The organism is Rhodoferax sp. ZS1R25 (assembly GCF_056521335.1).
The window spans coordinates 488,154-507,389 of sequence record NZ_JBWMAZ010000001.1 but is presented as its reverse complement, the minus strand read 5'-3'; the positions used below and the strand labels follow the sequence as shown (position 1 = coordinate 507,389).

Genomic DNA, 19,236 nt, shown 5'->3' with positions numbered 1-19,236 from the left:
ATGCGCCATGCGTTGCAGGCGCGAACCATCAGCCTTTGGGTACCACCAGCTTTTGTCCAACCTGGATCAGGTTGGGGTTGGGAAGATTGTTGCGTGCCTCGATTTCCGTATAGCGCTGGCTATTGCCCAGCAACGCCGCAGCAATCTTGGACAAGGTGTCCCCCACCTTCACGACATAGACGACTTCATTGCGATCGGCCCCTTTGACCTGGGCCAAATTGGCACTCATGAAGTATTTTTTGATCAGATCCAGGTACTCTGGGCTGGCCTTGACCTTGCGAATGGCAATGTTCAAGTTTTCCAGTAGTTGGGCATCGCCCTTGCGCACACCGATTTTGTATTTCAGGTCGGAACCCGGGAGCTTGGAAATAGCGAACTGAAGATCGGTGCCACGGATTTCTGCAACTGCAAACGGGTAGTCATAGATCACACCATCCACCTTGCCAGCCTTGATGAAATGCTGGATCCAGATGCGCTCACCGTTGATAGAGGCGTCGCTCAACTCGACAAGGCGGGCCTTCGGGAACTGTTGGGCAGCAAAGGCTTTCACATCAGGGTCGCCCTTCAGAATCCCGATGGTCAAACCATTCACGTCAGCAGCGCTCTTGATGGAAGAGGATTTGGGCGTAATCAAGGCATAGCCAAAGTCGTCCACATAGGGAATGGAATACACGACGCCCGGCAAATCTTCATCGGAGAAGGTAAGGCCATCAATCGCAATGTCGACCGTGGAGTTGCCACGGTTATCGGTCTTCAACAGAGCCTCTGGCACCGCTGGGTACGTGTCCACCACATGGTCTGTGTCAATGGCAATCTGCTTGTGCTTTTGCACGAATTCCGACTGTGCAAACAGCACTTTAAGGAATTCATAGTTGAAGCCTTGTGGGCGGCCATTCTCTACATAGAAAAACGGCTGGGAAGGCGATTGCACGCTGGCACGAACCACGCCCTTTTCCACAATCGCGCTGTAGGTGTCGTTCGCGACACTCGCCGCGGGTTGCGCCTGTGCCACTGGTTTGGCAGGTGCCGCTGGTACCACGCCCGCGACTGGCAACGGCACATCACCGGCTTCTTGCTTGCGCGATTCGTTGAACTTGATGAAACCGTACATTGCACCACCGACAGCTACTGCGATGAGCACCAGACGGGGAAAGGGTTTTAAAGCCATATTTCTTCTCTAAAAAGCGTTGTGATTACTTATTGCCGGACTGGGACTTGAACCAATCGATTCCGTCAGGGGATGGGCCTGTGTGGACGCCTTCGCGAGGTGCTTGGTTGAGCGAGCTGGGTAACGCATTCGACGCATTGTTTTCAATCAACAAGCGCTTCGTATCCCCCAGAACCAGTGACTCTGCATTTTTCTCCCACTCCGCCAACATTTGCATGGCATCTGCCTCGTAAATTCCATTGTTCAGATCCACCGAACGCATAAAGCTGTCGGACATGCGGGCAAAGTCTTCGATTTCACCGATCTTCATCGCGTAGTCTGCCGCCAGGTATTCGTTGGCCATATCAAACATTGCGCGCGTATCGGGATCGCCGTTGATAATGGCCTGCGCAGACTTGATGGCGGAATAGGCGTTGTCCATCATCTCCTTCTTGCGTTCCTTGACCTTGATCTCGCTCTTCATGTCCTTGATGAGAAAGCTGGAAACCTCTTGGTACTTGGTGAGCACGCGGTAGAGCAGCTCCAACTTGGCCAGCAAGTCCTGGTATGTCAAATTGGCATCGTTCATGCGCCCCACCTCACGCGAGGCCAGCGCCAAATCCATGGTCTTGTTTTGTTTCTTGGCCTCACTCATCAGCCGCATGGAGCCATCGCGCGATTTGTTGTTGCTGCTGATCTCCTCCTTGCATTGGCGGATCATTCCGGACAGCTTGGCAATGCGCGTATTCATGTTGGCGAGCTTGCTCTCCAACTCTTCCACATAGTTCTTCATGATGCCGATGGGATCGATCTCCACAAAGATCTGGGTGATCTTGCGCATCAAGCTCATGTACATGTACTTGCCCAAACGCCAAAAGCGTTTGTCAGAAATTACAAAGCCCAGCACCACGGCAACCACGCCCAGCAGTGCGGCGTAAATCGTGTTTTCAAGTAGCGTGATGATGTACGGCAAGGCCTTGTACAACAAGTAGCCGGCGCCAGCCACCATGGCAACGCCAACAACCTGCCCGGTAACACCCTCGGGGCGCTCCCAAAAACTTTTGGGTTTGAAGTTCTGCGGTATGAGATCGTTCATCGCTGGGTCTTTCTTGCTGTCAAACGTTGAGAGGGGCGCATCGCTCAGGCGCCCAAGTATTTCAGGACTTTAGCCTTAGCTTCCAGCATCCGCCCTTTGACGGATGTCAGAGCGTCTTCAAACTGCTGATTCACCTGCGCAATATCCCGCTTTTTCTGCGCTATTTCCTTTTCAATCTCACCAATCTTGGCGGTGGCATTGACCGCATCCTGTTTAAGTTGTTCTTGGCGGATTTCCAGTCGCTTCTGCTCTTGCTCAGTATCTGCAATGATCTTGCGCAAAGTTTCCATCTCTCGACCACGCACGTTGATTTGCTGGTCTTGCTGCGCTAATGCCTGGGTTTGAAAGCGCTGTGTTTCTGCATCCAAAGCAGGCAAATGCTGCATGTCAATCGACTGAATAATCTGCTCCAGACTGCGGGTCTTACCCACAATCCCGAAGGCCGCTTTGTAGCGTGAGGCCTCGTCTGCGATGTAGCTCTCCAGCGGAGTGATCGCCTCCATCAGCGCGGTGTACGCCGTTGTTCGATCCATCACGACGGCCATCATTCGCTCTGCCATGGGGTTGTTTGGTACTAACGGGGCTGGCTTAGTGGGGTTCTCGCCGGGGACCGCCACCCCCACCGGGGACGAGGCGGTTTTTTCAACCACGGCCTCTGGCTCAAACAACGCATTCTTGATTTTTGCTAACAGTCCGTGACTATCGTCTTTGCTATTTTCGTTCTCCGACATCTTGCCCCCTGTGTGTATTGCTTGGAAATAGAACCGGTTTATTTGTGCCCGCCGCCCGACGAGAACCCGCCGAACGAACCGCCCGAGGTGCGGCTGCTGCTGGAGCAGTTTTCCACATTCGGGTCGCAGTTGGACGAGCAGCGCGTCATCGCCAGGAAGATCAGCACCACCACGATGAAGATCCAGAACTCCTGGCGCATCAGCGGGTTGTTGGTAGACACCAGCGGCCCCACGTCCGTGCGCTTGAGCAGATCCTGCTTGTCCTTCAACTTGAAGGCCATCGCCACCGTCGCACTGTCGATGGTGCTGCCCACCGACCAGGTCAGCTCGTTGGGTGTTTGCTCCAGCGACAGCAGGTTTTTGCCACTGCTGTAGTCGCGGTTCTCCGTCACTTGGTCCCGCCGCACCTGCCAGTAGAACTCGCCCACCACGTAGTTGGTGCGCGCGGTGTAGCGCTCCTTGAGCTGGTAGTTCGCGCCCAGGTACTTGGCGGTGAGCTGGTTGCCGCTGACCTCGGGCGCTCCGGTGGCGGGGCGGACCACGCTCCATCCCTCGGTGGAGTCCACCAGAAAGATGAAGCCGCGCTTGGCGTTGTACAGCAGGTACTCTTCCCAGCCAAAGTGCTCGTCGGGGTCGCTGGGGTCGGTGCCCATGCGGTGCTGAAAGCCCACCACCTGCCACTGCGAGCCCTGCAGCGTGCCCGTGGTGCCCAGCGGGATCAGCGGCTGCACGGGCTCGTCTTGGATCGCGTGTTTGAGCTCGCCGCCGATACCCTGCGACAGGTCGATGATGCTGTTGCATGAGCCACAGCTCATGCTTTGGCTGCCGGCCAGCTTCACGGTCAGCGTGGCACCGCAGTTGGGGCAGGCAAACTGCCGACCCTTTTCGTCCTTGGCCGATTCGTCTTTCAGGCCCGTGAGCTTGAGGTCCTCCAGCAACACCGACTTGCCCATGCTCACGCTGGGCGGCTGGCTGCTGTAGTCCACGCTGAGCACCTCGCCCACACCCTTGGCGTCCACCGCCTGGCTGCGCAGCTCCACCATCGCAAAGCTGGTGCCCAGCGCGGGCAGGCGCGGCAGCTCGCCCTGCGCCGAAATCAGCGCAACCTGCTGGTTGGACGCGACGGTGAAGGACTTGCCATTGATGGCCGTGGTGGCCCCGACGCCAAAGCGCTCGGCCGGCGGCATCTCGCGCTGCACGGCCTGCGCCGTGGTGAAGACGTAGGCACCGTTGTCTTCGCTCAGGTACGCGCTACTGCCATCACCCAGCACCGCATGCCATTCGGTCCAGGTGCCTTCCCCGTATTTGTATTGCAGGCGCCCCAGCAGCGTGAAGCTTTGGCCATTCCAGGTGCCACTGGCCTGCAACTGCAGCGGGCTGTGGTCGTCAAACAGCTCGGCCATCTTGCCGATGCGCTGCAGCACGTCACCATTGCGCACCACCGTGCTCTGGCAAAACGCGCAGACCGCATGCGTGCTCTGCGCGCTCAGAAAGCTGACAGGCGCGCCACAGCCCGGGCAAGGGGCCCGGTAGGCACGTTGGGGAGCAACAGTCTCGTTAGCCAAGAAAGGTGGGGCGGTAGAGGGTTATGCGAAGGTCAAGGAGGAGCCCGAAGGGCGGGGGACACGCAGCAGAACCCTCTGCCGCTCCGCCCGCCTAGTCGGTGACTACACCAGCTTCTTCAACAACTCCGCCTTCTTGGCATCGAACTCTTCCTGCGTCAGGATGCCCTTGCCCTTGAGTTCTCCGAGTTTTTCCAGCGTAGCCATGACATCCTCAGGCTTCACGCCCGCCACTTGTGCCGCTGCAGCCGCCGCGGGTGCCGCGTTGCCCTGCAAGCCACTGGCCAGGTTCTGCGCCAACACCTGGCCCAGTGCCACACCAGCGCCCAGGCCCATGGCATCGCCCGCAATGCCGCCGCCAGAACCCGCACCCTCGGCAAATTTGGGAATCGCCTGCGCGGTTTGGTACTGCATGAACTTGCCCATGTCGTTGCCGACCATGCCCATGCCAATCTTCTGGTCCAGGATCTTCTGCAACTCTTCAGGCAACGAGACGTTTTGCACCGTCATGCCTTCGAGCTTCAGGCCAATCTTCTCGAACTCGGGCGCCAGTTGGCGCACCAGCGCCTGCGCAAAGCTCAGCTGGTTGGCCGCCAGGTCCAGAAACGCAATGCCGCTGCTGGCCACCGCATTGCTGATGTTCTGCAGCACCAGACCGCGCAGCTGGCCGTCGATGTCGGCCGTGGTGTAGCTCTCGCGCGTCCCCGAGATCTCGGTATGAAACAGCTTGGGGTCGGCAATGCGGAAGTTGTAGTTACCGAAGGCACGCAGGCGCACAGCACCAAAGTCGGCATCGCGGATGGTGATGGGCTGGGGCGTACCCCACTTCTGGTCGGTCTGCTGGCGCGTGCTGAAGAAGTACACGTCGCTCTTGAAGGGGGACTCGAATAACTTGTCCCAGTTCTTCAGGTAGGTCAGCACCGGCAGGGTTTGCGTGGTGAGCTTGTGGGTGCCGGGACCAAAGACATCGGCCACCTTGCCTTCGTTGACGAACACCGCCACCTGGGATTCGCGCACGATGAGCACACCACCATTCTGAATTTCCATGCCCGCCATGGGAAAGCGCCAGGCCAGCGTGCCATCGTCTTCCTCAGTCCATTGAATAACGTCAATAAACTGTTTCTTGATGAAGTCCATCAGTCCCATAGCCAGCTCCCGTTGGTGATTCAGAGCGGAAATGATACTTCCCGCGCATGGCAACGCCAAGCAGGCCCCAAGGCCCCTACATTCGGGGTGTCAATGCGTCAGCCAGGCCCGGGCAAATTCTTCCTGCGCCGCAGGAAAGTACTCGATCTGGAACGGCACCATGGTGTTGAACAGAAACAGCAGCGCGCTGTCGCGCCAGCGCAGGTCGCCCACCACGGCCAGGCGGATGATGTGGCGCTTGATGTAGTGGTCCACCTCAATGTCGTCCCAGCGCACAAACGCCTCCAGGTTGGAGAAGCCGGGCTCCAGCGTGATCGTCACCAGGCAGTTGCCGTGCAGCTGCATCAGGTCGTGCACCTGGTGCTTGCCGGCATCCACCTCGGCGCGGCGCATGGTGCCGCTAACGCGGATGGTGACCAGGTTGGGGGCTTCAAAATCCACAAGAACCGTCATCGCAACATTCCAACGTTATAGGGTTCGGCAAGACGCCATGCCGACATTTTCGCGCACAAGCAATCCCTTGGCGGGCATCACGATGGACGCCGTGTACCAAGCGTGGCATTATTTAGGTGACGGTCGGGCACCCCACCGTTATCAGGGAGTCACTGCCATGAAGAGCACACTTGAAAGCGCTTTGGTGCGCTTGGCCCAAAAACACCAGCACCTGCCGCGCGCCGGTGTGGCAGAAGCCTTGTCGCGCAGCCTCAATGCCATCCGTACCCATCTGGACATGGAGGTGGCATTTATCTCGGAATTTGTGGATGACCGCCGCTATTTCCGGTACGTGGATTCGGCGGACCAGGAAGCCATCATTCGGGTCGGCCAGTCCGACCCTCTGGAACAAAGCTACTGCCAGCGCATCGTGGACGGACGCTTGCCCGAACTCATGGCGGACGCCTGCCTGAATGCAGAAGCCCTTACGCTGCCCGCGACCCATGGACTGCCAGTCGGTGCCCACTTGAGCGTGCCCATCCGGCTCAAGAGTGGACGCGTCTTTGGCACCTTTTGCTGCTTCAGCTCGCAGGCCGACCACAGCCTCACCACCCGCGACCTGGCCATGATGCGGGTGCTGTCCGAGATGCTGGCAGACCAGATCGAAACGGATATGCATGACCAGCAGACGCAGAGCGACATCCAGGCCCGTCTGGCACGGGCCATTGAGCCTGCCCACATGCGCAGCGTCTACCAGCCCATCTGGGATCTGACCCACAACCGGCTGGTCGGGTTTGAAGCATTGACGCGCTTCAGCTGCGAGCCGCAACGCTCTCCCGACCAGTGGTTTGCCGAAGCGACCTCTGCGGGCCAGGGAACCGCCATGGAAATCTGCGCCATTGAATGCGCCCTGCGGACACTGTCCCAGATGCCCGATGGAATCTACGTCGCCGTCAACGCATCCCCTCACACCGTGGTCAGTCCCGAGCTGTCACGGGTACTGCTCGACCTCCCGCTGGAGCGCCTGGTACTGGAAATCACCGAACACGAGGAGGTAGACGTGGCGCTGTACAACGAGATCGCGCGCATCACCCGCCCCTTGCGCCAGGCCGGCTTGCGCGTGGCAGTGGACGACGCGGGAGCGGGTTATGCCTGCTTCAAGCACATCCTGCATCTGTCACCGGACATCATCAAGCTCGATGTCAGCATCACCCGGAATATCGACAGCGACCTCAGCCGCCAGGCCCTGGCGGTGGCGCTGGTGCGCTTTGCAGACTCCACTCGGGGTCGCCTGGTGGCAGAGGGCGTGGAAACCACCGCCGAAATTGAGACGCTGCGCCAACTTGGCGTGGGTCTGGCACAGGGCTATGCCTTGGGCAGGCCCATGCCGCTGGAGCAGGCATTGCAACTTACCCGCGCCCCTGCCCAGCGTTGTTAGATGCCACCGCCGGCGGCGGCTGAGTGGGGTGGCAGCACCGCAGTGTTGCTTGGGCTATGCTCGCTTGCACTTTCCACCGAGCATCCACGTGCCCCACACGCAACCCCTTTCCATTCCCGCCATCGTGCTGGCCGCTGGCCGCGGCGAGCGCATGCGCCCGCTGACCGACACCTGCCCCAAACCGCTTTTGGAAGTGCATGGCAAGCCGCTCATGCAGTACCACCTGGAGGCGCTGGCGCGGGGTGGCTTTGACCAGGCCGTCATCAACACCGCCTGGCTGGGCGAGCAGATTGAGGCGCACTTTGGAAACCAAATCGGCATCCAGCCCTCGTCAATATTGCGCGAACAGCTATCAAAAACAGAGCATTCTTCGGCTTCCATGGCACTGCACTACTCGCACGAGGGGCATGACTTTGGCGGTGCGCTGGAAACGGCAGGCGGCATCGCGCGCGCGCTGCCGCAGCTGGCGCCCGTGTTCTGGTCCATGGCGGGCGACGTGTTTGCGCCCGACTTTGTCTTCACCCAGGCCGCGGTGGACCGCTTTGCCGCCAGCGGCAAGCTGGCCCACCTGTGGCTGGTGCCCAACCCGGCGCACCACCGCAAGGGCGACTTTGGATTGGACACGCCCGACGCCCACGGCATAGGCCTGTGCACCGACCCGGCGGCCGACAGCACGGCACCGCGCTACACCTACAGCACCTTTGCGCTGTTCCATCACGCCCTGTTTGCGGCGCCCTGGTGCGACATTCCTGCGGGCAACCCGCAGGGCACCAAGGCACCGCTGGCACCGCTGCTGCGCAAAGCCATGGCGCAAGCACAGGTCAGCGCCGAGATTTACACTGGCCGCTGGACCGATGTCGGCACGCCCGAGCGGCTGGCAGAACTCAACCCACCCACACCATGACCTCATCCCTCCAAGCCGACTACGCCGCCCGCCGCGCCACGCTGGCCGCCCGCATTGGCAAGCACGGCGTGGCCGTGCTGCCCACCGCGCCCGAACAACAGCGCAACCGCGACGCGGACTTCCTGTTTCGCCACGACAGTTACTTCTGTTACCTGACCGGCTTCACCGAGCCCAAGGCCTGGCTGGTCATCACGGGCGACGGCAAGACCACGCTGTTTTGCCAGCCCAAAGACCTGGAGCGCGAGATCTGGGACGGCTTTCGCCTGGGGCCGGACGCCGCGCCCGCCGCGCTGGGCGTGGACGCCGCCTATTCGGTGGACGAGCTGGACCAGCGCATGCCCGCGCTGCTGGATGGGGCCGATGCGGTGTGGTACCCGTTTGCCACGCACAAGGGCCTGGAAACCCGGGTGGACGGCTGGCTCAGCGGCCTGCGCGCCCGTGTGCGCTACGGCGCGCTCACGCCCGAACAAGTGCGCGACCTCTGCGGCCCACTGGACGAGATGCGCCTGGTCAAGGACGCCTACGAGCAGGACACCATGCGCCGCGCCGCGCAGATCAGCGCAGGTGCCCACATCCGCGCCATGCAACTGTCAGCCCGTATGCTGCGCGCCGGCCAGGATGTGCGCGAATACCACCTGGACGCCGAACTGCTGCACGAATTCCGCCACCACGGTTCGCAGTACCCGGCCTACGGTTCCATCGTCGCCGCGGGTGCCAACGCCTGCGTATTGCACTACCGCGCGGATGCGGGCGCCGTGCGCGATGGCGAGCTGGTGCTGATCGACGCTGGCTGCGAACTCGACGGCTATGCCAGCGACATCACGCGCACCTTCCCCGCCAATGGCAAGTACAGCGGGCCGCAGCGCGCGCTGTACGACCTGGTGCTGGCCTCACAAATTGCCGCGGTAAACGCGACCAAGGCTGGTGCCCGCTTTACCGACCCGCACGAGGCCACCGTCAAGGTGCTGGCGCAGGGCATGCTGGACCTGGGCCTCTTGGACAAAAACAAGGTGGGCAGCCTGGACGATGTGATTGAGAACCGCGCCTACTTCCAGTTCTACATGCACCGCACCAGCCACTGGTTGGGCATGGATGTGCACGACTGCGGCAGCTACACCGAACCGGCCGAGCTAGGCCAGGGCAGTGTGCGCAAGGACGCGCTGAGCGGCGACACCATCGTTAACCGGCCTGCACGCGTTCTGCGCAGCGGCATGGTGCTGACGATTGAACCCGGCATCTATGTGCGCCCGGCAGATGGCGTGCCGGAGCAGTTCCACAACATCGGCATTCGCATCGAGGATGACGCCATCGTCACCGACACCGGCTGCGAACTCGTCAGCCGTGGCGTGCCGGTGGAGCCGGACGCGATTGAAGCGCTGATGCGTGGCTGACATGGCCGGCCGCAAGTTCACGCTGAGCAACCCTGCGCCTGCTGCGCAGCGAGCGCCTCTTGCGCTAAGGCTGGAGCGGCCACAGCTGACCGTTTCTTTGCGCCGCAACGGTGTAAAGGCCTTTGTCATTGCCAAAAACCACCAAGTGGTAATCGGCATCGTGCGCTGGGGACTGGAATATGGCCTGTTGGCTATCTCGGAGAAGGGTGACTACTTGCGCGTGAATGGCTCGTACGTAGAACTGCTGGAGCCGCAAGAGGTGCGCTCCGCCATCATCAAAGTCTTCATGAGTGGCGAACTGCCGCCTGGTCGCTCGAGGGGCGACGCCCCCCCGGTATGGGGCATGGAATTTCTCGAGGCCACGGCCCGCCGCCGCGCAACCTGAGCCACCGGGCTCAATCCGCCTGGATATAACCCGTCAGCGCCAGCACCCAAAGGGTGCCGAACACCAGGGGCAGGGCCTTGGCGGCCCAAGCGCCACGGTGGCTCATGGGGCTATTGGGTGTCAGGCTGCAGAGTGCATTCAGCCGCGCTGCCTCGTACTGGCGGCGGATCACCTCGGTGGCGTCCAACGCCGCCAGGATGCTGATACCAATGATGGCAGCCACGGCCATGCCAAACACCGGAAAGCCCATCACCAGCCAGCGGTGTTTGTCCGTAGTCAGCGTGCCGTAGGCCGTGAACAGCAGGCCCTGCGAGAGGATCAGCCACATCAGGCGGTGGTTCACCAGGTTGTCTTCGTGGGTCCACTGCTCGCGCAGGGCGCGGTACAGCTCCCAGTCGGCCACACGCGGTGTCTGCGCTTGCTCTGCCATCGCGAATATCTCCGTAATGTGAGGAGGCGCTAGCTTACTGCGCGGGCGCGTCGCCGGCCTCGGCCGCGCGGTGCACTTCTTCCCAGTGGCGCTTGGGCACGTGGCCCAGCAGGCGCTCCACCACGGTCTCCACTACCTCGGCGTTGATCTCGTGGCCCAGGAAAGGGATCACATCGGCGGTCACGTCCGCGCCCAGGCTGATCAGGTGTTCGGCGGCCGACACGGTATAGCCATAGTGCATGACCGCATCGCTCTTGCCATGCACCATGTGCAGGGTGGTGTGGGCATGGGGCAACTTCGGCAGTTGGGCAAAGCGACCCGACAACGCCACCACGCGGCCCGCCAGGTGTTTGTCCAGCTGGGCGGCTTCCAGCGACATGATGGCGCCCTGCGAAAAGCCCACCAGCGCGGTGGCCTCAGCGGCCACGCCGCTCTGGGCCTGCCAGCGCTCCACCATCTGCACAAATTCGGGCATGGCCTCGGCCACGCGGGCCGGGCGGTTGTCCTCGGTGATCTCACGCACCGAGAACCACTGGTAGCCCTGGCCGAAGTCGGACGCATGCGGCGCCTGGACGCTGACGATGAGCGCGTCAGGAAACGCCGCCGCCAGCTCCTGGCCCAGCGGCACCAGGCCCTGGGGGGTGGCGCCCACGCCATGGTTCAGCAGAAACAACTGCTTGGCAGGGCCCGCGGGTTGTTGAACGACGATGTCAGCCATGCTGTGCCTCCTGGGTGTGGCCGTGGCCGCGCAGGGTGACGCGCGAGAACACATACGCGACGATAGCCGAACCGGCAATGCCAGCGATCATGGGGCGGGCTGAGCCATCCGCCAGCACGCCGGTCACCGCCATCACTACCGCACCCGTCACAAACTGCAGGGTACCCATCAACGCGGAGGCAGTGCCTGCAATCTCGCCATGCTCCTCCAGCGCCAGTACGGCGGTGGTGGGCACCACCAGGCCCAGAAAGCCGTAGCCGATGAACAGCACCACGATCATCACGTCCAGCCGCTCCACACCGGCGAGGTTGATGGCCAACAAAAGCGTCATCATGACGGCGTAGCCCACCACCGCAAACTTCACCAACGGCACCAGGCCAAAGCGCGCGCTGAGCTTGCCGGTGAACTGGGAGATACCGATGAAGGACGCCGCATTGGCCGCGAACGCAAAGCTGTACTGGCGGGGCGTCAGCCCGTAGTGGTCGATCAGCACAAAGGACGAGTTGGCCAGGTAGGCGAAGAAACTGGAGATGCCAAAGGCACCAATGAACACCAGTCCCAGAAAGTGCTTGTCGCGCAGCAGCACGCCGTAGGCCGCCAGGGCGCTGCCCACGCTGCTGTTCACACGCTCTTCTGCAGGGCGGGTTTCGGGCAGGCTGGTGGCCAGCAAGATCAGGCCCAGCACGGCAGCCACGGTCACGGCCCAGAACACGCTGCGCCAGCCCACGGTTTCAATCAACACGCTGCCGGCTAGCGGCGCCAGGATGGGCGATACGCTGAACACCAGCATCAGCAGCGACATCAGGCGTGCGGCGTCATGGCCGGTGTGCAGGTCGCGCACCACGGCGCGTGGCACCACCATGCCGGCGCAAGCGCCCAGGCCCTGGATGAAACGCAGCACCACCAAGGTGTGGATATCGGGCGCCAGCGCACAGCCCACGCTGGCCACGGCAAACAGCACCAGGCCAAAGTACAGCGGCGCCTTGCGACCCACCATGTCGGACACCGGGCCGTAAATGATCTGGCCAATGCCCAGCGCGATGAAGAAGGCCATGAGGCTGGCCTGCACAGCGCCCATGGAGGCGCCCAGGCTCTGCCCAATGGAGGGCAAGGCGGGGAGGTACATGTCGATGGCGAAGGGGCCGATGGCGGACAGCAGGCCAAGCACCAGGGCGGTGCCGAAGAAGGAAGTTTTCATAGGGGCGGAAGCATACCCCCGGCCCCCTATCCTGCGGGGGCCTAGGGGTACTGGGCGAAGACCTTAGTTGGCCTTCAGGAAGTCGCCCACTTCGAGCAGGATCAGCTCGTTGTCGTCCGCCTTGTTGGGCTCGCGGCTGCTGGAGAAGGGCAGGTTGTTGTCGTTGCCCACGATGATGTGGGTGGCGTCCACCACGTCCACGTTCTCAATGGTGAAGAAGGGGAAGGCCAGCACGCCATTGGTCAGCGGCTTGCGCGCCAGCTTGTCGGGGTCGGCAATCGCCATCAGGTCGATATAGCCCACCTTGCGCACGGCGGCGCCCACATTGGCCTCGTTCAGCTCCACCTTGTAGACGCGTTTGAACTTGGCGATGTCGTGGAAGCAATCGGTGCGCTTCTGGCCTTCGGGGCAAGCCTTGTCGACCGTGCCTTCGCCGTTGTCACGCTCGATGATCAGGCCCATGCTGTCGTTCACCATGTTGAAGTCGCCAATGGCATTGCTGTTGGCTTCCAGCACGTACTTCCAGTGGCGGCCGGTCCAGCGTTCGGCCTTCACGTCAAATTCCAGCACGCGCAGGTACTGCTTGCCGTCCAGCATTTCGTAGGCCTTGGTCGCGTCATCCCACACCGCACCCTCCAGCAGCGCATAGAGCTTGCTGCCATCGGGCGAGGACGCCATGCCCTCAAAGCCCTTGGAGCGACGCACCTGGAACTTCACCTCGCCACCGGGCGCGCCTGGCGTGGTCACCGCCGGGTGGTCCGGCGAGCGCACCACCTTGCCGTCCACCAGGGTCTCGAACACGGCTTGCACCTTGCCCTTGAGGTCGGCCTTGATCAAGTAGGGGCCAAACTCGTCGCCAATCCAGAGCGCGCCGCCGGCGATCTGAAAGCTCTCGGTGTCGAAGTCCGAGCCGGTCAGGTAGCGCTGCTTGGTGCCTTCGTGAACGATGCGAAAGGGCACCTTCTTGTCGGGATCGTGCAGAAACACAGTACCCAGGTGTTTGAAATGGCCCGTCTTGAAGTCCACGGTGTAGTGGTTCAGGTAGAGCATGGCGTCGGGCGAATTGGCCTTGGCGCCGAAGCCGTTGTCGGTCAGCAGCCAGTAGCTGCCGTCTTTCATGCGCTTGATGCCGGAGTGGCCCTGCAGTGGCTGGCCCTTAAAGGGCAGCGACACGCCCGTGGGGCGACCGCCTGACAAGCCTTCCACACTGCCCAGCTTTTCCACACGCTGGCCAGTGGTGAACTTGCCGCTGACCTGCAGGTCAGCCGGCGCATCCTTGGGCGCAGGAATCAGGCTGTAGGCGGGCAGCACGGCGTGGCCGGCCAGGGTGGCGGGATAAGCCTGCTGGGCCTGGGCGGGCAGCACCAGCGTGGTGAGTACCGCAGCAGCCAGGGCAAGGGGATAGCGCATGGGAAAAGTCCTCCGTTGGAAAAGGGGGCAGTGTTCACTCGCCATGTGACAGCCCGGTGAAAGCGGCGCGGCAACGATAGCTACTATCAATGAATTAGTGAAAGTCGATTGGCTTTAATAGCCCGCCTTCCTTACCATTGTGTCCATGGCTGCAGAAATGGTTTCTGCAGCACCTGCCACCCAAGGAGAGCACCATGTCCACCACCGCCCGCCCCGAGATCAAGACCTTCGCCAACCTCGAGTCCGCCTTCGCCGGCGAGTCCATGGCGCACATCAAGTACCGCTACTTCGCCAAGCTGTCGCGCGAGATGGGCGACGAGGCCACGGCCCGTGCCTTTGAGGAAACCGCTGACCAGGAAGTCATGCACGCCTTTGGCCACCTGGACCTGCTCTACCCCAAGGCCAGCATGACACCGGCCAAGGCGCTGCAGATCGCCATCGACGGCGAGACCTACGAGTACACCGAGATGTACCCCGGTTTCCGCGCCACCGCCGAGGCCGAGGGCAACGCGGCCGCCGTGGCCGAGATGAACGAGCAGATCGAGGAAAGCAAGGTGCACGCGGCACAATTCAAGGCCACGCTGGAAAAAGCCCAGAAGCGCTTCGCCGCCCTGGCCCGGGTAGAAGAGCGCCACGCGGCCCACTACAAGGCCCAACTGGCCAGCCTGAGCGCCTGAGGTTTTTCACACCCACTATGAATTTGATAGCTGGCCGCGCATATTCCGCGGGGGCTAGCACCCTATTTCACCTATAACTTGAACCGAGAACCCCCATGAACACCTATATTTGCATCGTTTGCGGCTTTGTGTACGACGAGACTGCTGGCCGCCCCGAAGACGGCATCGCGCCCGGCACCGCCTGGGCCAGCGTGCCCGAGAGCTGGGAATGCCCCGACTGCGGCGTGGCCAAGGCCGACTTCGAGATGGTGGCGCTCTGATCTAGACTCGCTGCTTCCTTCCACCTGACCTCCGCCGAGCCTGCCGCATGAGTGACCTGCCCCTTTCCCAGCTTGCCACCTCTGACCCCATCCTCATCATCGGCGCGGGCCTGGCCGGCTGGACCACGGTGCGCGAATTCCGCAAGCTGGATGCCACGACGCCCGTGGTGCTGGTCACCGCGGACAGCGGCGACTTTTACGCCAAGCCCACGCTGTCCAATGCCTACGCGCAGAAGCGCACGCCGGCCCAGCTGGTGAGCACGCCGGCGGCCAAGATGGTGGAGACGCTGAATGTGACGCTGCTGGCCCAGCACCATGTGGAGTCGCTGGACACAGCGGCGCGCAGCGTGGTGCTGACCCATGGCGGCCAGACGCAGACCCTGCGCTACAGCCGCCTGGTTCTGGCCACGGGCGCCCAGCCCATTCGTGTTCCCGTGGCCGGCACGGCGGCGGACCAGGTGAAGTCCATCAACAACCTGGACGACTTTGGCGCCTTCCACCAGGCCCTGGGCGTAGACCCCTGCGCCGCCGAGCCCGCAGCGCCCAAGACCGTGCTCATCATGGGTGCGGGGCTGATCGGCTGTGAGTTTGCCAACGACCTGGTGCACGCCGGTGCCACGGTGCATGTGGTGGACCCGGCGCAGCGCCCACTGTCGCTGTTGCTGCCCGCTGAGGCGGGCGACCAACTCCAGGCGGCCTTGGAGGCACTGGGCGTGGTCTGGCACTTTGGCACCACGGTGACCAGAGTGGACAGTGCAGATAGCGGCTTGAACGTGCAGCTGGCTGACGGCAGCAGCCTAGCTGCGCACATGGTGCTCAGCGCCATTGGCCTGCGCGCCGACACCACCCTGGCTGCGGCAGCGGGCCTGCTCTGCGAGCGCGGTATTGTGGTGGACGACACGCTGCAGACCTCGGCGACGAATGTCTATGCGCTGGGCGACTGCGCGCAGTACGCCTCGGCCGGACAACGCACCCTGCCTTATGTCATGCCCATCATGAACGCAGCCAAGGCCCTGGCCGCCACGCTGGCGGGTACACCCACTGCACTGGTGTTTCCGCTTATGCCAGTCAGCATCAAAACGCCCGCGCTGCCCATCGTGGTGGCCGCCGCACACCCGGCCCTGGCCGGCGCGTGGAAAGCGGGGGATGGCGAAGGCATTTGGCAGTTCACCGATGGGGACGGCACCCAGCGCGGCTTTGTGCTGACAGGCAAAAGCACGGCCCGCCGCATGGAGCAAAGCAAGGCCACAACGGCCTGAATAACCCCATTCTTTATTCGCATAAAGTTGGCCTCCTCTGCAACCAAGCAACCACGGACGAGGTCTACAATCCAAAGCCCATGACCGAGCCGGGGGACATGCGAGTTTGCTAGAGCCCCTCGCCGCAGAGGACTCCTAATGCCCCAGCAACCCGCTCCCCTCGTCCCCCATCCCCCCGTTTCCAATTCGGCCGAAAAGAAAGCGCAATTGCGCCAGGCTGCGCTGGAGTACCACGAGTTTCCCACCCCCGGCAAGATCGCCATCTGCGCGACCAAGCAGCTGATCAACCAGCATGATCTGGCGCTGGCCTACTCGCCCGGCGTAGCAGCGCCCTGCGAAGAAATCGTCAAGGACCCCAACAACGCCTTCAAGTACACCAGCCGGGGCAACCTGGTCGCCGTCATCACCAACGGCACCGCCGTGCTGGGCCTGGGCGACATTGGCCCGCTGGCCTCCAAGCCAGTGATGGAGGGCAAGGGCGTGCTGTTCAAGAAGTTCGCCGGCATCGACGTGTTCGATCTGGAGATCGACGAGAAACACGATCTGGACAAGCTGGTCGACATCATCGCGTCGCTGGAGCCCACCTTCGGCGGCATCAACCTCGAAGACATCAAGGCGCCCGACTGCTTTTACGTCGAGCGCAAGCTGCGCGAGCGCATGAAGATCCCGGTCTTCCATGACGACCAACACGGCACCGCGATTTGCGTGGGCGCGGCCATGCTCAACGGCCTCAAGGTAGTCGGCAAAGACCCGAAGAACGTCAAGCTGGTGACCTCGGGCGCCGGTGCGGCCGCGCTGGCCTGCCTGGGCCTCTTGGTCAAGTTGGGCATTCCGCGTGAAAACATCTATGTGACCGACCTGGCCGGGGTGGTCTATGAAGGCCGCACGGAGCTGATGGACGAAGACAAGGCCGTCTTCGCACAAAAAACCGACGCGCGCACGCTGCGCGAAGTGATTGCCGGCGCCGACATTTTCCTGGGCTTATCGGCCGGTGGCGTGCTCAAGCCCGACATGGTGGCCTCCATGGCCGCCAAACCGCTGATCTTCGCGCTGGCCAACCCCACGCCCGAGATCCTGCCGGAAGACGTGAAGGCCGTGCGTGACGACGCCATCATGGCCACCGGCCGCACCGACTACCCGAACCAGGTCAACAACGTCCTGTGCTTCCCCTATATCTTCCGCGGCGCACTGGATGCAGGTGCCTCCACCATCACGCTGGAGATGGAAATTGCCGCGGTGCACGCGATTGCCGAGCTGGCCCAGGCCGAGCAAAGTGAAGTGGTGGCCGCCGCCTATGTAGGCGAGCAACTGGCCTTTGGCCCCGAGTACCTGATTCCCAAGCCGTTTGATCCGCGCCTGATGATGAAGATCGCGCCGGCCGTGGCCCAGGCCGCCGCCGACAGTGGCGTGGCGCTGCGCCCCATCACCGACATGGATGCCTACCGCGAGCGGCTGCAAAGCTTTGTCTACGCGTCCGGCACCACCATGAAGCCCATCTTCACGGCGGCCAAGAAGGCGCTCAAGAAGCGCGTGGCCTATGCCGAGGGCGAAGAAGAACGCGTGCTGCGCGCCGCCCAGATCGTGGTGGACGAAGGCCTGGCTTTGCCCACGCTGATCGGCCGCCCCAAAGTGATCGCCGAACGCGTGGAGAAATTCGGCCTGCGCCTCAAGGAAGGTGTGGACTACAACGTGGTCAACGTCGAGCAGGACCACCGCTACCGCGATTTCTGGCAAACCTACCATCGCATGACCGAGCGCAAGGGCATCACGGCACAGGTCGCCAAGATCGAGATGCGTCGCCGCCTGACCCTGATCGGCGCCATGCTGCTGCACAAAGGCGATGTGGACGGCCTGATCTGCGGCACCTGGGGCACCACCACCATGCACCTGCACTACATCGACCAGGTGATTGGCAAGCGCGTGGAAAGTGGTACCCGCACGGCTCCACACGCACCCATCTACGCCTGCATGAACGGCCTGATGCTGCCGAATCGCCAGGTGTTCCTCGTCGACACCCACGTCAACTACGACCCCACCGCCGAAGAGCTCTGCGAGATCACGGTGATGGCCGCCGAGGAAATGATGCGCTTTGGCTTCAAGCCCAAGGCCGCGCTGCTGTCCCACTCCAACTTTGGCAGCAGCAACGAACCCAGCGCCATCAAGATGCGCACCACCTTGGCGCTGCTGCAACAGCGTGCGCCCTGGCTGGAAGTGGACGGCGAAATGCACGGCGATGTGGCGCTGGACGGCGCCGCCCGCAAGGTGCTGATGCCCAACAGCACACTGCAGGGCGATGCCAACCTGCTGGTGCTGCCCAACATCGACGCCGCCAATATTGCCTACAACCTGCTCAAAACCGCCGCCGGCGGCAACATTGCGATTGGCCCAGTGCTGCTGGGTGCGGCCAAGCCTGTGCATGTGCTGACCGCCAGCACCACGGTGCGCCGCATCGTGAATATGACGGCACTGACTGTGGCGGACGCAAACGCAACGCGTTAACGGGTTTTGTAACAGTTAGCGCACACTTTACTTTGTAAAGACCCCGCAGGCCTTGCTCATTTCTTGAGCAAGGCCTTGCTTTTTTGTGCCGAATCCGCGACACTACGCACTTGCTTTTCCGGGTTTACCCGCGGTAGTCACACAAGGATTCAGGGTGCGCAAGGGTGTATTCAAGTTAGTGCTTACTGGCTTGGTTTTGGCTGCAGCGGTGTCTGTAGACCTCACCTTCGCCAAAGACGCGCCCTGGCCATTGGCCACTCCCTCCGTGGAAGTGGGCAGCCTTCCAGCCCCCGCCCGCGCAACCTATGCGCTGGTCCGGCAAGGCGGCCCTTTTCCCTACGCCAAAGATGGCGTGGTCTTCGGCAATCGGGAGCGTTTGCTGCCCTTGCAAAAGCGCGGCTACTACCGGGAATACACCGTGAACACGCCCGGATCCTCGGACCGGGGAGCACGACGAATTGTGTGCGGTGGCCCAGCCACCGTGCCAGATGCCTGTTACTACACGGCCGATCACTATGCGAGTTTTCGCAAGATCGTGCCCTGAATTGAATTT

General features: G+C 62.2%; 19 protein-coding genes. 9 read left to right on the top strand and 10 right to left on the bottom strand.

The window, feature by feature from the left end:
• Positions 1–28: 28 nt before the first annotated feature.
• From AC097R_RS02370 to AC097R_RS02345, 6 genes are all read right to left on the bottom strand, one after another.
• Positions 29–1,168, bottom strand: a complete 1,140-nt coding sequence (locus tag AC097R_RS02370; RefSeq protein ID WP_479595995.1) for a transporter substrate-binding and LysM peptidoglycan-binding domain-containing protein — start codon at positions 1,166–1,168, stop codon at positions 29–31.
• Positions 1,169–1,193: 25 nt separating this feature from the next.
• Complete coding sequence (locus AC097R_RS02365) at positions 1,194–2,243, bottom strand: hypothetical protein (protein ID WP_479595994.1); 1,050 nt, start codon at positions 2,241–2,243, stop codon at positions 1,194–1,196.
• 44 nt (positions 2,244–2,287) lie between these two features.
• Positions 2,288–2,974: a hypothetical protein gene (locus AC097R_RS02360; RefSeq protein WP_479595993.1), complete on the bottom strand. Its 687-nt coding sequence runs from the start codon at positions 2,972–2,974 to the stop codon at positions 2,288–2,290.
• A gap of 38 nt (positions 2,975–3,012) precedes the next feature.
• Positions 3,013–4,539 (bottom strand): DUF4178 domain-containing protein, encoded by a 1,527-nt coding sequence (locus tag AC097R_RS02355; protein ID WP_479595992.1) that lies wholly within the window; start codon positions 4,537–4,539, stop codon positions 3,013–3,015.
• Positions 4,540–4,641: 102 nt separating this feature from the next.
• Positions 4,642–5,682 carry an SPFH domain-containing protein gene (locus tag AC097R_RS02350; RefSeq protein ID WP_479595991.1) on the bottom strand — a complete coding sequence of 347 codons (1,041 nt, stop codon included), beginning with the start codon at positions 5,680–5,682 and terminating at the stop codon, positions 4,642–4,644.
• Between the two features lie 90 nt (positions 5,683–5,772).
• Positions 5,773–6,135, bottom strand: coding sequence for a SpoIIAA family protein (locus AC097R_RS02345; protein ID WP_479595990.1), 363 nt, complete (start codon positions 6,133–6,135; stop codon positions 5,773–5,775).
• A gap of 157 nt (positions 6,136–6,292) precedes the next feature.
• On the opposite strand from AC097R_RS02345, the gene AC097R_RS02340 reads away from it, so the two are divergent.
• The 4 genes from AC097R_RS02340 (at position 6,293) to AC097R_RS02325 (ending at position 10,232) form a co-directional block, all read left to right on the top strand.
• Positions 6,293–7,552, top strand: coding sequence for a sensor domain-containing phosphodiesterase (locus tag AC097R_RS02340; RefSeq protein ID WP_479595989.1), 1,260 nt, complete (start codon positions 6,293–6,295; stop codon positions 7,550–7,552).
• A gap of 88 nt (positions 7,553–7,640) precedes the next feature.
• Positions 7,641–8,456: a nucleotidyltransferase family protein gene (locus AC097R_RS02335; RefSeq protein ID WP_479595988.1), complete on the top strand. Its 816-nt coding sequence runs from the start codon at positions 7,641–7,643 to the stop codon at positions 8,454–8,456.
• Entirely contained in the window at positions 8,453–9,847 is a 1,395-nt protein-coding gene (locus AC097R_RS02330) for an aminopeptidase P N-terminal domain-containing protein (protein ID WP_479595987.1), read from the top strand. Before AC097R_RS02335 ends, AC097R_RS02330 begins: the two co-directional genes overlap by 4 nt.
• Positions 9,840–10,232 carry a hypothetical protein gene (locus AC097R_RS02325; RefSeq protein ID WP_479595986.1) on the top strand — a complete coding sequence of 131 codons (393 nt, stop codon included), beginning with the start codon at positions 9,840–9,842 and terminating at the stop codon, positions 10,230–10,232. The genes AC097R_RS02330 and AC097R_RS02325 overlap by 8 nt, the downstream gene beginning before the upstream one ends.
• Positions 10,233–10,242: 10 nt before the next feature.
• Here the strand turns inward: AC097R_RS02325 and AC097R_RS02320 are convergent, their stop codons facing one another.
• The 4 genes from AC097R_RS02320 to AC097R_RS02305 form a co-directional block, all read right to left on the bottom strand.
• Positions 10,243–10,662, bottom strand: coding sequence for a hypothetical protein (locus AC097R_RS02320; protein WP_479595985.1), 420 nt, complete (start codon positions 10,660–10,662; stop codon positions 10,243–10,245).
• Between the two features lie 34 nt (positions 10,663–10,696).
• The gene (ypfH, locus tag AC097R_RS02315) at positions 10,697–11,380 is read right to left on the bottom strand and encodes an esterase (RefSeq protein WP_479595984.1); all 684 of its coding nucleotides are present in this window, start codon (positions 11,378–11,380) and stop codon (positions 10,697–10,699) included.
• Positions 11,373–12,578, bottom strand: a complete 1,206-nt coding sequence (locus tag AC097R_RS02310; protein WP_479595983.1) for a multidrug effflux MFS transporter — start codon at positions 12,576–12,578, stop codon at positions 11,373–11,375. Before AC097R_RS02310 ends, ypfH begins: the two co-directional genes overlap by 8 nt.
• A 63-nt stretch (positions 12,579–12,641) precedes the next feature.
• The gene (locus tag AC097R_RS02305; protein WP_479595982.1) at positions 12,642–13,988 is read right to left on the bottom strand and encodes an esterase-like activity of phytase family protein; all 1,347 of its coding nucleotides are present in this window, start codon (positions 13,986–13,988) and stop codon (positions 12,642–12,644) included.
• Positions 13,989–14,182: 194 nt separating this feature from the next.
• Here AC097R_RS02305 and AC097R_RS02300 point away from each other — a divergent pair, with 194 nt between their 5' ends.
• The 5 genes from AC097R_RS02300 to AC097R_RS02280 all read left to right on the top strand — a co-directional run bounded on the left by AC097R_RS02300 (position 14,183) and on the right by AC097R_RS02280 (position 19,227).
• A complete protein-coding gene (locus AC097R_RS02300; protein ID WP_479595981.1) occupies positions 14,183–14,665 on the top strand; it encodes a rubrerythrin family protein in 483 nt (160 codons plus the stop codon).
• Between the two features lie 95 nt (positions 14,666–14,760).
• Positions 14,761–14,925 carry a rubredoxin gene (locus tag AC097R_RS02295; protein ID WP_479595980.1) on the top strand — a complete coding sequence of 55 codons (165 nt, stop codon included), beginning with the start codon at positions 14,761–14,763 and terminating at the stop codon, positions 14,923–14,925.
• 47 nt (positions 14,926–14,972) lie between these two features.
• Positions 14,973–16,184 (top strand): FAD-dependent oxidoreductase, encoded by a 1,212-nt coding sequence (locus tag AC097R_RS02290; RefSeq protein ID WP_479595979.1) that lies wholly within the window; start codon positions 14,973–14,975, stop codon positions 16,182–16,184.
• A 138-nt stretch (positions 16,185–16,322) separates the two neighbouring features.
• A complete protein-coding gene (locus AC097R_RS02285) occupies positions 16,323–18,683 on the top strand; it encodes an NADP-dependent malic enzyme (protein ID WP_479595978.1) in 2,361 nt (786 codons plus the stop codon).
• A gap of 250 nt (positions 18,684–18,933) precedes the next feature.
• Positions 18,934–19,227 (top strand): guanyl-specific ribonuclease, encoded by a 294-nt coding sequence (locus AC097R_RS02280; protein ID WP_479598081.1) that lies wholly within the window; start codon positions 18,934–18,936, stop codon positions 19,225–19,227.
• The last annotated feature ends 9 nt before the right edge of the window (positions 19,228–19,236 follow it).